Source organism: Kitasatospora sp. NPDC101157 (assembly GCF_044768255.1).
Classification (GTDB): Bacteria; Actinomycetota; Actinomycetes; order Streptomycetales; family Streptomycetaceae; genus Kitasatospora.
In genome coordinates this window covers 51,141-63,671 of the sequence record NZ_JBIWPL010000020.1, presented here as the reverse complement: position 1 = coordinate 63,671, position 12,531 = coordinate 51,141, and the positions used below count along the sequence as shown (strand labels likewise).

The 12,531-nt window shown below is 70.4% G+C and carries 10 protein-coding genes; 7 read left to right on the top strand and 3 right to left on the bottom strand.

All coding sequences use genetic code 11. The features are described from left to right. Positions 1 to 492 precede the first annotated feature (492 nt). Entirely contained in the window at positions 493 to 987 is a 495-nt protein-coding gene (locus ACIRVF_RS30850; protein WP_380574093.1) for a transcriptional regulator, read from the bottom strand. 419 nt (positions 988 to 1,406) lie between these two features. Here ACIRVF_RS30850 and ACIRVF_RS30845 point away from each other — a divergent pair, with 419 nt between their 5' ends. From ACIRVF_RS30845 to ACIRVF_RS30820, 6 genes are all read left to right on the top strand, one after another. Next, the gene (locus ACIRVF_RS30845) at positions 1,407 to 2,450 is read left to right on the top strand and encodes a hypothetical protein (RefSeq protein WP_402825005.1); all 1,044 of its coding nucleotides are present in this window, start codon (positions 1,407 to 1,409) and stop codon (positions 2,448 to 2,450) included. An 80-nt stretch (positions 2,451 to 2,530) separates the two neighbouring features. Beyond that, a complete protein-coding gene (locus tag ACIRVF_RS30840; protein WP_402825268.1) occupies positions 2,531 to 3,160 on the top strand; it encodes an ATP-binding protein in 630 nt (209 codons plus the stop codon). Positions 3,161 to 3,281: 121 nt separating this feature from the next. Continuing rightward, complete coding sequence (locus ACIRVF_RS30835) at positions 3,282 to 4,214, top strand: DUF2637 domain-containing protein (protein WP_402825002.1); 933 nt, start codon at positions 3,282 to 3,284, stop codon at positions 4,212 to 4,214. A 449-nt stretch (positions 4,215 to 4,663) separates the two neighbouring features. Continuing rightward, positions 4,664 to 5,212 (top strand): plasmid mobilization protein, encoded by a 549-nt coding sequence (locus tag ACIRVF_RS30830; RefSeq protein ID WP_402824999.1) that lies wholly within the window; start codon positions 4,664 to 4,666, stop codon positions 5,210 to 5,212. Then, a complete protein-coding gene (locus ACIRVF_RS30825) occupies positions 5,209 to 6,963 on the top strand; it encodes a relaxase/mobilization nuclease domain-containing protein (protein ID WP_402824996.1) in 1,755 nt (584 codons plus the stop codon). Before ACIRVF_RS30830 ends, ACIRVF_RS30825 begins: the two co-directional genes overlap by 4 nt. Before the next feature lie 192 nt (positions 6,964 to 7,155). Beyond that, positions 7,156 to 7,497 carry a hypothetical protein gene (locus tag ACIRVF_RS30820; RefSeq protein ID WP_402824993.1) on the top strand — a complete coding sequence of 114 codons (342 nt, stop codon included), beginning with the start codon at positions 7,156 to 7,158 and terminating at the stop codon, positions 7,495 to 7,497. Positions 7,498 to 7,589: 92 nt separating this feature from the next. Here ACIRVF_RS30820 and ACIRVF_RS30815 read toward each other — a convergent pair whose 3' ends face one another. Together ACIRVF_RS30815 and ACIRVF_RS30810 are read right to left on the bottom strand one after the other, a co-directional pair. Next, positions 7,590 to 8,756 (bottom strand): damage-control phosphatase ARMT1 family protein, encoded by a 1,167-nt coding sequence (locus ACIRVF_RS30815; protein WP_402824990.1) that lies wholly within the window; start codon positions 8,754 to 8,756, stop codon positions 7,590 to 7,592. Positions 8,757 to 8,784: 28 nt separating this feature from the next. Next, the gene (locus ACIRVF_RS30810; RefSeq protein WP_402824987.1) at positions 8,785 to 9,669 is read right to left on the bottom strand and encodes a phosphotransferase enzyme family protein; all 885 of its coding nucleotides are present in this window, start codon (positions 9,667 to 9,669) and stop codon (positions 8,785 to 8,787) included. 188 nt (positions 9,670 to 9,857) lie between these two features. Between ACIRVF_RS30810 and ACIRVF_RS30805 the strand changes: the two genes are divergently transcribed. Then, positions 9,858 to 12,491, top strand: a complete 2,634-nt coding sequence (locus ACIRVF_RS30805; RefSeq protein ID WP_402824984.1) for a valine--tRNA ligase — start codon at positions 9,858 to 9,860, stop codon at positions 12,489 to 12,491. Positions 12,492 to 12,531: the final 40 nt, after the last annotated feature.

Here is a 12,531-nt window from a genome sequence, read left to right as displayed (position 1 = left end):
GAAAGCGGCGATCGGACGGCAGCATCGAGATCGCGGGAGCCGGACCGGCCGCGATCTGTCGCGGCGGTACGGCGGAGAAGCTGCGTCGGTGTCCAGCGCAGGTGGCCTGCGGGCTGCGGACGGCAGCTGGGGACAGACCCGTCAGATGGGTCTGGGGGAGGTGCTGGGGGCAGTGGCGACGGAGTCCGCGACGAACCGCTCGGTGGTGGCCGGGCAGAAGCCGCAGCCTGCGGCTGGGTGTTGCTGGGGCAGCATGCGGTTCCCTCCTCGGTGGCTGGCGGGCTGCAACCCTGTACCGTGGTCGACGTCGTGGATGGGCGTTGCGCGGTTGGTGGCCGCGTGGGGTGTGACGTTAGCTCTGGATCCCGGCCGCGCCAAATGGCTGGTCGGGCTCGTGAGCACGGTAGGAGCGGCCCCGGCCGTTTTCCAAAGACGATCTCGAGCGGTCCTGGCGAACGGTCGATGGTGGCCCGGGTGACTGACCCCGCCGGGCTACTCGTCGGTGTGGACCGGCTCGGATGGCATCTTGCCGCCCCGCAGGAACTCCTGCACCAGCGGCGTGGGCGCGTATCTGCGGTACTCGAAGGAGAGGCCGATCGCGATCTTCCCGCGCAGCCGTTTGCGGTTGTGGGGGAAGTCCTGGCAGTACTTCTCGGCGGCTGTCAAAGCCTTGGTCGTGAACTCGGCGCCCTGCGCGGCCAGTCGGTAGCCCTGGACCACGTGGTCGGCGAGTTCCTGCATGATCTTCTCTTCGGGAGAGGTCGGCGGGCCGAGGAGGTCCTCAAGGGGCAGGTCGAAGACCTTGGCGAAGCCGATTGCCTCGTCGAGGTTGATCCGTCGGCGCGGCTCGCCGCTCTCGATGCGCCAGACCGAGGACTGGTTGATCGGGTAGCCGGCCTCGGCCATGCGCTTGGCCAGCTCGCCGGTGCTCCAGCCGCGGCGCTCGCGCTCCATTCGGACGCGCTCGGCCGCGTTCTCCTCGCTCATGCCAGCGGGGGCCTCCGGGCCTGCAGGCTCGCTTCCCTGCAGTTCCTCTTCCGGCCCGCCAGTCCTGTCGTCCGTGGGCTCGTCCGTCCCGGGCATCAATTCACCTCGCATCTAATCCTGAGGCGACTTGCATAACGGCCGCCAGGGTGCCATAGTGATGCACGGTGAAGCGCATGTCAAGCTAAACCGCATCGCGGCGCGCTGCTGCGCTCACCCCGAAAAGCCCGAAGGCCCCCGGTGCTATCAACACCGAGGGCCCGAAAGGTCCCAAAACCGCCCATCCACGACGATCGACCACGGTGCAGGGTTGCAGCCCATATGCGCACCGAGGAAGGACCAACGTGCTCCAGCGTACGGCGTCGCGCCCTTGCGGCGCACCTACCTCACGTCCCTTCGCCCCGAAAGCGGGGTGGTAGGCCATGGCGCGCATCCGCACCATCAAGCCCGAGTACCCCGTCTCGGAGGACCTCGCCTCGGTGTCCCTGACCGCCGAGCGCACGTTCCTGTGCCTGCTCACCCAGGCCGACGACGAGGGACGCCACCGCGACAACGCGGCTGTCCTCAATGGCGCCCTGTGGTCGCTGCGGCCCGAGCACACCCCGCTCGACACCGAGGACGAGATGCGCCAGCTCGCCGAGACCGGCCTGATCTGCCGGTACACCGGCTGCGACGGCCGCCAGTACCTCCACGTCACCAAGTGGCACGAGCACCAGAAGATCTCCCACCCCACCCCCTCGCGCCTGCCCGCCTGCCCCGTCCACGAGCCCGCGGGCTGGTGCGGCAAGTGCAAGGCCAAGGGCCAGGGCTGCGTGCACCCGGCTTCGGAGAACTTCCGGAGCCTTCCGGAACCGCTCGCGACCCTCGCAGAGACCGTCCCCGCCCAACGGCCCTTCTCCGCCGATCCCGATCCCACCCCCGTAGCAGCCCTTCCGGTGCCCAATGCGGCAGCTCCGAGCGAAAGTGCAGGTCAGACGGCTTATCCGGAGTCCCTCCGGAGGACTCCGGAGAACGTCGTGCCTGGACCATGGACCTTGGACCATGGATCTACCCCTAAAGGGGGCGACGCCGCGCCCACCCCGGCACCCTCGTCGGCAGCACCCGACCGGGACGGCCCGGTCCTGGTCGCCGCGCCCACCGGCAAGCCGTCGGTGAACGCGGGCGACCTGGTGGCCGAGTACGTCGCCACCTGCCCGAAGCCGGTACCGGCCAAGGTGCGCGGGCACCTCGGCAAGGTCATCAAGGACCTGCTCGACGGCGGCACCGGCGACGACGACATCCGCGCCGGGCTGCAGTTGTACGCGGCGAAGCCGATGAGCCCGAGCGTGCTACCGAGCATGGTCCACGAGGCGATCAACGCCCAGCCCGCCGGGGCGTCCCGCGCCGGGCAGAGCGCTGCCCGGTCCCCGTACCGACCTTTCGCCAACCCGGCCGACGCTCGCGACTACTACGAGGGGGACCTGTGACCAGCCTGCCCAACCCCCGCCGCACGGACGAGCGTCGCGACCCGCAGCCGGCCTCCGGAGCAGTCCTGCGCCTGGAGCGGATGCTGGCCGCCAAGGGCATCGACCCCGACCGGCCGCTGGCCGACACCGACCAGCCCTCCACGGCGCTGGAGCTCGCCGACCGCCGCATCCCGCCGCGCTACCGCCTCGCCGAAGCCGACCACCCCGAGGTCACCACCTGGGTCCAGCAGGTCACCCTGGCCTGCCGCCCCGGCCCCGGCGGCACCCCCGGCATCGCCCAGGGACCCTCGCTCCTGATCGCCGGACCCACCGGCTCCGGCAAGACCCACCAGGCGTACGGGGCGATCCGCAGCCTGCTGAAGGCCGGAGTTCGTCTGCGCTGGAACAAGCTCACCGCCACCGAGCTCTACGCCTCCCAGCGGCCCCGCCAGGGCACGGACACCGAGCGGGAGATGCGCGATCTGATGGCGAGCCCGCTGCTGATCCTCGACGACCTCGGCGCCGCCAAGGCGTCCGAGTGGACCGAGGAGCTCACCCTGCGACTGGTCGACCACCGCTACGAGCACCTACTCCCGACGATCTTCACCACCAACCTGGCGCCCGGCGACATCAAGAACGCCCTCGGCGACCGCACCGCCTCCCGCCTCGCCGAGATGTGCGAACGCGCCATCCTCACCGGCACCGACCGCCGCAGGCGAACTGCCGCCTGACCGGCGCCGCTGCCGCCAGCGCACCCCGGCCGGTGCGCCGACCTCCCCGAACTTCACCCCACCACCGCCTCGCCGCTTCGCCACGCCCGCCTGCGACGAGGCCACCCCTGGAGCACCACCCTTGACCACCCTCGCGATACCCCCTGCCCACTCCCCGTCCGCCCGGGTCACCCTCTGGGACCGCCTCGCCGTCGCCCTGCTCGGCGCCCTCGGCTTCGTCCTGTCCTACGACGCCCTGCGGCAGATGGCCGGCGCGGCCCACGTGCGCGGACCGCTCACCTACCTGTTCCCGATCATCGTCGACGGCTTCATCGCCTACGGCGTCCGAGCCCTGCTCGTCCTGCGCGAGGCCCACTGGCCCGCCCGCGCCTACGCCTGGACGCTCTTCGCCGGAGCGACCGCGACCAGTGTCTGGGCCAATGCCCTGCACGCTGTCCGCCTCAACCAACTGCCCACCATCAGCAGCGGGCTGAGGCTCACCGACACCGTCGTCGGCGTCCTGTCCACCCTCGCCCCGCTCGCCCTCGGCGGCGCCGTCCACCTGTACATCCTGATCGCCCGCCACGGCCACGACGCCGCGAGCGCTCCCGCTGAGCAGAACACCGTTCCGCGCACCGCGACTTCTGCCGACCCTGAACCGGAGCTCCGGCCGGAACGGGCGGAGGACCGCAGCGACGAGAACGCGCTCCTGACGCTCCTGTCCGCCGCCGGACTTCTGCCCGCCGAGTGGCGCGACGCGCTGCCCGATCCCGAACCGGCAGAAGTCGACGACCGACCGGCCAATGCCCCGGACACCCGGGCCGAGGCCGCCGGAGGCGCAGGCGGGGCGGAGAACAAGCCGATCGGGCGTCCGCCGGGCGCGCGGATGGAGCGGCTGCTGGAGGTGGGGCGCGCCGCGGTCGCCGCCGAGGGGCGTCTCACCCGCGCGATCGTCGAACAGGCCGTGCGCGACGCCGGCCTTCCGCTCGGCAGTACCCGCCTCACCGAGCTGATGCGAAAGCTCCGCGAGGAGCAAGCCGACGAACAGAACCCTCCGCACCCCGAAGCCGGCTGACCGGCCCTGGTGTCCGGCTGACCGGCCCTGTCGGTCAGCCGGACACCGCCTTCTGCCGACCCAGAGCCGCACTCGGCAGAAGGCCACCGCCGCCCGGTCACTGCACCCGGCCGGACTCGACTCGCACCGCGGACACCAGTCCCATGTGGCGTGCGGTCCCGGGAAGGCCGCGCCAGACGCACCGCCCATACCTGCGAATTCCGGCATGGCCAAACCGGCAACCACCTGGACACTGCCCACCCACAAGCTCACCAGCCCGAATCGCCAGCCGCCACCGAGGAACCACACACGTGAACGCCGTCCGACGAACCCTGCACAGCCTGCTCGGGAAGCCCGTAAGCTCCCATGGCCACACCGGAGTTGACCACCTCCACGACAACAGCGGAGCAAGCGAGTGCGTACGGGGCCCCTACGGGCCCACGTACGCGGACGCCCCCGCCCAGGAGGGCGTGGACGAGCCGGTGCTGCCGAGGGCGGCAGCACCGGAGCTTCACCGCGAGGGCGCGGCGAAGCAGGAGAAGACGCCCGCCGTCGAGCCGTCCACGCCCGCCCGAGCTGCCGTCCCTGCTGAGCGCGTCAGTGTCCGCCGTCCCAAGCGCCGCCGACGTGACAACGACAACCCCATGACGAAGAAGCTCGGCTTTCGCTGCACCGAGGAGCGCGAAGCGCAGATCAAGCGGCTCGCGAAGGCAGCCGGCCTGAACGTGGCCGACTACCTGGAGCGCCAGGCCCTGACCGCCGGCGGCGCCGACGTGGTGACCCGTGACGAGCAACTGGATCAGGCTGTGCAGGCGCTGGATGCCGCGCGGTTCCAGGTCGCCCGGGTCGGTGTCAACGTCAACCAGATCGCCTTCCAGCTCAACGCCGAAATCGGCATCGAGCACGGCCCGGCGCAGGCCACCCTGGTCAAGGCCAAGGAGGTAGTGGTCGAGATCCGCAGGGCGGTGGCCGAGGTGGACGCTTCGGCGATGCGGGTGGCAAAGGCCGCACGCCGGTGATCACCACCGCCCGCTCCGGCAAGAACACGTTCAAGGCGCTGGACTACCTGTACGGGCCGGGCCGACGCAACGAGCACACCGACCCGCACCTGGTGGCCTCCTGGGACGGCTTCGCCCCCGACCCCGGCCGCGACTCCGAGGCCACCCTGGCCCAGCTGCGCGATGCCCTGGACCTGCACGTCGTGCGCTACGGCCATCCGGTCAAGAAGCACGTCTACCACCGCATGGTCCGTGCCGACCCCACCGACCGGAACCTGAGCGACGAGGACTGGGGCGCGATCGCCCGCCGGGTCGTGGCCGCCGCCGGCATTGCCCCCGACGGTGATCCGAACGGCTGCCGGTGGGTCGCCGTCCACCACGGGGACAACCACATCCACATCCTCGCCACCGTGATCCGCGCCGACCTCACCCAGGCCCGCCTGCGGGGCGACCAGTACCGGACGGAGACCGAACTCACCGAGATCGAGCGGGAGTACGGGCTCAAGGACTGGTCCGGCACCCGAACATCCGAGTACCGGGCCGGTATCCCCAAGCGCGCCAAGAGCCCCGAGCTGCGCAAGGCCGAGCGCCTCAGCCTGGAGGAGACCGGGCGGGCCCGACTGCGGACCGGTGTGCGCCGGGCCCTCGCAGGTGCGGCGGGCGAGGAGGAGTTCCTCGCCCGCCTCACCGCACAGGGCATCGAGTTCGAGGTCCGCCGCCTGCCCTCCGGCGATGCCAAGGGCTACAAGTTCGCCCTGGCCAGCGGCGATCCGGGCGGCCCGGTGTGGTTCTCCGGCAGCAAGCTGGCCGCCGACCTCACCCTGCCCAAGATCCACGAGCGCTTCGCCACCGGTGTCGACCAGCCCGCGCCCCACCGCCCGGTCGGGCAAGGGCAACCGGACACGGTCCGGTACCGCGCCAGCACCAGCATCGACCGTGCCACCACCGACATCGACGACGAGCCCCAACCCGGTCAGGTCGCCGCGGTGGTCAGCGGCACCATCGAGATCCTCGACACCCTCGCGATCACCAGCCCCGTCCTGTCACGGAAGGAGATCAACCAGGCCGCCCGAGCCCTGGAATACGCCGCGGTCGCCCGCACCCGAGCCGCCCGCACGGAGGTACGGGCGATGCGCTCGGCCGCCCGCGAACTCCTCTACGCTGGCCCCACCGGCAGCCGGAGCGGCGAGGGAGGCACGGCCGCCGCCACGGCCCTGTCCAGCCTCGTGCTGCTCGCGATCATCATCGCCAAGTGGCACGCCGCCCAAGGCCACCGCCACCAGGCCGACGCCGCCCGCACGGCAGCCGACCACCTTCGTGCCGCCTACACCCGGCACGCCGCCAAACCGCTCGCCCACCTGGACCTCGAAGGCCGGCGCCTGCCCGAGGCTATCCGGGACCGGCAGGAAACAGCACTGCGCCGCGCTCTGCCCGCCGACCAGGCCAGCGGAGTGCTCGCCGAGGACAGCTGGGCAGCGCTCGCTGCCACCCTTGCCGAAGCCGAAGCAGCAGGCCACGACCCCAACGCCCTACTCGCCAACGCCGCCGGGCGACGCGAACTCGCTACCGCCGACTCACCCGCCGCCGTCCTCACCTGGCGGATCCGCCGCGACGCCCACCTCCCCACCCCCGCACCTGCCGCAACTCCCGACGAACTGCGCACCAGGGCCGCCCGCGCCCGCACGACCAGCCTCACCACCGGCACACCGGCTACCCCGGTCATCACACCGCCGGCGCCGGTCGCACCCGACCAGGTACGCCGGACGCGCTGACCAACCCAGGTGGGCGGGAACGGAGCCTCCGTCCCGCCCACCAATACCGCCCCCGGCGTGGCCGGAGCGCCACAACTACCCTGCAGCACGGCGACGGTGTCGATTCGATGTCCTTCTCGCCGGGAGGGATCCATTCCGGCAGTGCACGTCGTATGGTCCCGTGCTGCCCCGCTGCCGACCCGAAGGGACCGCATGACCGACTACGACCACGACTTCTACAACCCCGCTCCCGAACCCGCGCGTGCCGTCATCCGCGCCGTCCCGCATCCCGCCGAGCTCAACCCGCGCGGCATCACCATCACCATCACCTGCACCGGCTGCGGCGCCCGCCGCGACTGGCTCCTCCTCGCCGTCCACGACCAGATCTTCGTCCGCTGCCGCTGCGCCCACGAATGGCGCGAGCTCGACCTCACCCGGGCCGACTTCGACCTGCACTACGTCGAACCCGAGTACGAGTGGGACGACTTCGACACCGCCATGAGAGCTCTCGCCTTCGACGGCCTCCTCGCCGGAACGACCTGGAACCTGGACTGAGGTCCACGCCGCACCCGCCGCTGTTCACCTCCGACGCTTGCCGCGTCACGCCCAGACGAGCGAGGACAGCGGAGTGAGCAGACGGCGCTCGACTACCGGCGGAGGTCGACCTGGATCACGGCGTGGCGGCCGTTGGTACGCCACGGCGTCCCGGCACTGTCGAGCTGAGCGACGACGGCAGCGTCGACGCCGACGATCACGTCCGACTTCAGCGTCCGCAGCGCCGTGACGGCTGAGGGGAAGTGGCTGGCCACCTCTGTGAACGCAGTGGTCGGCGGCCACAGCTGATCGCCCACCAGCCGCCGGTAGTTGAGGTCACCCTTGAGGATCGTCATCGCCGCGCCGGTGAACTCGGCCCGGAGGTCGGCCGGCATGTCATGGAACGGCAGTGGTGCGCAGAAGAACGGGTGCGTGCGGACCACGAGCGCGCCGCTGTTCATCGCTCGCCACAGCCGTTCGCCGATCGTCCCGGCAGCTGCCGTGGTCGCGGTGCGCAGACGCTCGACGGTGGCGAGGACATCGGCCATCGTCGCGTCCGACACGTAGTACGGCTGCGGCTTCACGTACACGACGACCTGCGCCGCCAGACCGGAGGCGAGGAGGTGGTCGACCAGCACCAGGTCCGGCAGGAGCTCCCGGCCCGCGTTGTCCGCGATGATGCAGACACGCCCGCCTTCGGCACGCTCCAGCTCGGCCCAGAGCGCCTCGCTGTCGTCGGTCACCAGGTCGGAGGCGATCGACCCTCCGGCCTCCGCGGTGATCTGGAAGCTCAGGTCGGCGCGGTTGCCCCAGAGTGCCGAGGAGAGAAGCGCGGCGGCTCGCTTGTCGGTGAAGTCCGAGGGCAGGTCGCCCAGGGCCGCCAGCTCGGCGTCGACGGCCGGGCCGGCGAGTTCGGTGTCCTTGAACGGCGCGAACGGGTCGATGCCCTGCCAGGCCCCGGGCCGGAAATAGCCGGTGGCTTCGAGCAGCCTGCGGTAGAAGTAGCTCTCGGCCCACAGGAACGGCGCCTCGCTCCACGGCCGTCCGAACAGGCCCTCACCCCACTCCAACCACCGCTGGTGATCTGGGGCACTGGTGCTGAGCGGCTGCAGCACACCGTCAGTGCTCTCGGCGAGGAGCTCCTCGACCGCGTCCCGCTCGCCCGACCCATACGGCAGCGCGTCGAGGACCTGCTGAATGAGCTTGGGGTGGCGTTCGTGGAAGACACCCCAAGCGAAGGATCCGGGGACATCGCTGCGGATCACGGGTGCAGTCGTCACGGTCGGGCTCGTCCCTCTCATAGACGTCTCAGCTGACAGTTGTCCAGCCCCAGGGGCGCGGACCGCTCTGCCCTTGCAGGCAGGAGAGACGGTAGTGGGCTTCCGCTCGGTGTCGAGCCGGATCGGCCGCCGCGTGCTGGAGAGCGAAGCAGGTGACCCGGAGCTCGCGGATGCTCCGCAGTAACGGGTAGCCGGCCCAGGTCATCATGTCGGCCCCGTACGCCTTGCAGAAGTCGGCGTACTCGCTGTCCGAAACCGAGCCGAAGCTGCCGTAGCCGACGGCGGTAGCGGTGAGGTCCCATTCGGGAGGCCCCAGGGAGGTCCGTTCGAAGTCGAGCAGGTACGTGGTGGTGGGGGTGACCGCTACGTTGCCGCGCCAGGCGTCGCCGTGGATGACGCTCGTCGGCAGGGTCGGTTGGAGGCCCAGCCACGCTGTTTCGAGTTCGGCCAGGCGGTCGCGCAGCCACTGCCGCTGGTCGTTGTCGAGGGTCGCTGCGGCGTCGATCCGGGCGGCCAGGCGGATGAACGGGTCCAGGTAGCCCAGTGGGAAGGAAGGGACGGGGAGTTCGTGGAGGCGCCGGAGGAGCGGCGCGGTGTCGGCGGCCGCTCCCGGCTGGTGCGGGGGCAGCTCGTGCCAGAAGGTCACCGGGCTGCCGTCGACCTCGAGCGGCTCCCGGAGATGCGCGAGTGGGCGCACTGCGGGCACCCCGCAGTCGTACAGCCAGCGGGCAACAGCCAGTTCGCGGCTGGCGGCGGCGGATTGGCCGGGTCGACTGATACGGGCCACGATCCCCTGGGGCAGCCGCCACAGTGCGTTCTCGCCGATCCGGATCGGATCGGTTCCGGCAGCGGACAGGCCGATTTCCGCGCACGCCTTGAGTAGCAGGGCACGGGAGTTTTCGAGGCTGCTCACACCGTTACCGTAGCGGCGATCTGTTCCCGCAGGTCCCGGACGTCGGAAAGGCTGCCGTGACAGCGGGCGACCCGGGCGAGCTCCCGCCCTACTGCCCCCGTGCGGTCTCTCCTGCGTCCCGGTGACAACCCGCTTGCTTCAGGAAAGTCGGGCGAGGGCAGAGGTGCCACGGGCCTAGAATGACCGTCGTGACCGACAACACTCCACAGCGCCCCGAGAGCGGGCCTACGCCTACCCATGAGCTGCCGACCCAGTACGCGCCGGCCGAGGTAGAGGTAGCGCTGTACGAGCGTTGGGTAGAACGCGGGTACTTCGAGGCCGACGCGAAGAGCGAGAAGCCGGCGTACACGATCGTCATCCCGCCGCCGAACGTCACCGGCTCGCTTCACCTGGGCCATGCCTTCGAGCACACGCTGATCGACGCCCTCACCCGCCGCAAGCGCATGCAGGGCTACGAGACGTTGTGGCAGCCCGGCATGGACCACGCAGGTATCGCCACCCAGAACGTCGTCGAGCGTGAGCTCGCGAAGGAGGGCAAGTCCCGTCACGACTTGGGCCGTGAAGCCTTCGTCGAGCGCGTGTGGGAGTGGAAGGCCGAGTCCGGTGGGCAGATCGCCGGCCAGATGCGGCGCCTCGGCGAGGGACTGGCGTGGAGCCGGGACCGCTTCACCATGGACGAGGGCCTGTCTCGGGCTGTCCAGACCGTCTTCAAGAAGATGTTCGATGACGGGCTGATCTACCGCGCCGAGCGCATCATCAACTGGTGCCCCCGCTGTCTGACGGCCATCTCCGACATCGAGGTCGACTACCAGGACGACGATGGCGAGCTCGTCTCCATGACGTACGGCGAGGGCGAGGACACCATCGTCGTCGCCACCACTCGCGCGGAGACGATGCTCGGCGACACCGCCGTCGCCGTCCACCCCGACGACGAGCGCTATGCCCACCTGATCGGGAAGCTGATCAAGCTGCCGTTGACCGACCGGAGCATTCCGGTCGTCGCCGACACGCACGTCGACCCGGAGTTCGGCACCGGCGCCGTCAAGGTGACCCCGGCGCACGACCCGAACGACTTCGCCATCGGCCAGCGCCACAACCTCGAATCCATCGAGGTCCTCGACGAGCGCGGCATCATCACCATCCACGGCCCCTTCCAGGGCCTGGACCGCTTCGAGGCGCGCTCCGCGATCGTCGCTGCCCTGCGTGCCGAGGGCCGGATCGTCGCCGAGAAGCGCCCTTACGTCCACTCCGTCGGCCACTGCTCACGCTGCAAGACGACGCTGGAGCCCCGGCTGTCGATGCAGTGGTGGGTCAAGGTCGAGACCCTCGCCAAGGCCGCCGGCGACGCGGTCCGCGACGGTCGGGTCAACATCCACCCGGCCGACATGTCGCAGCGCTACTTCGACTGGGTCGACAACCTCAACGACTGGTGCATCTCGCGCCAGCTGTGGTGGGGCCACCGCATCCCGGTCTGGCACGGCCCGAACGGTGAGCTGGTCTGCGTCGGCCCGGACGACGAGGCGCCCACGGGTGAGGGCTGGACGCAGGACACCGACGTCCTCGACACGTGGTTCTCGTCCGGCCTGTGGCCGTTCTCCACGCTGGGCTGGCCGGAGCAGACGCCGGACCTGGAGAAGTTCTACCCGAACTCCGTCCTGGTCACCGGCTACGACCTGATGTTCTTCTGGGTCGCCCGGATGATGATGTTCGCTCTCTACGCGATGGACGGCCAGCCGCCGTTCCGCACGATCGCGTTCCACGGCATGGTCCGGGACGAGTTCGGCAAGAAGATGTCGAAGTCGTTCGGTAACACGGTCAACCCGCTGGACTGGATGGACAAGTACGGCTCCGACGCCCTGCGCTTCACCCTGGCCAAGGGCGCCAACCCGGGGGTCGACGTCCCGATCGGCGAGGACTGGGTCCAGGCGTCCCGCAACTTCGCCAACAAGATCTGGAACGCGACGCGCTTCGCGCTCATGAACGGCGCCACGGTCGAGGGCGAACTCCCGCCCGCGGAGAAGCTCTCGGCGACCGACCGCTGGATCCTCTCGCGGCTGAACAAGGTCGTCACCGAGGCGGATGCGTACTACGAGGACTACCAGTTCGCCAAGCTCGCGGACACCCTCTACCACTTCGCGTGGGACGAGGTCTTCGACTGGTACGTCGAGCTGTCGAAGACGACGTTCTTCGAGGGCGGCGAACTGGCCAAGGTCTCGGCCCGCGTCCTGGGTGAGGTCCTCGACGTCACCCTGCGCTTGCTGCACCCGATCGTCCCGTTCGTCACGGACACCCTGTGGGCCACGCTGACGGGCCGTGAGTCGGTCGTCGTCGCCGAGTGGCCGACCGACTCCGGGTTCCGCGACGAGCCCGCGGAGCAGGAGATCGAGCTGGTCCAGCAGGTCGTCACCGAGGTCCGCCGCTTCCGCTCCGACCAGGGCCTCCAGCCCGCCCAGAAGGTCCCGGCTCGCCTGGAGCTCGACGGCACGGCGCTGGCCCCGCACCAGGCGGCCATCCGTCAGGTGCTCCGCCTCCAGCCGGAGGGCGAGGGCTTCGCCGCCACCGCCTCCCTGCCGGTGGCCGGCGCCACGGTCTCGCTCGACCTGTCGGGCACCATCGACGTGGCGGCCGAGCGCAAGCGACTGGGTAAGGACCTGGCCGCAGCCGAGAAGGAGAAGCAGCAGGCCGAGTCCAAGCTCGGGAACGAGGCGTTCATCGCCAAGGCCCCCGACGACGTCGTGGACAAGATCAAGGGTCGCCTCGCCAAGGCCGAGGCGGACATCGCTCGGCTTCAGACCCAGCTGGACAAGCTGCCGCCGCAGTAGGCAGCGGAACACGCCCGGAGGGGGCCCAAACCGTATGGTT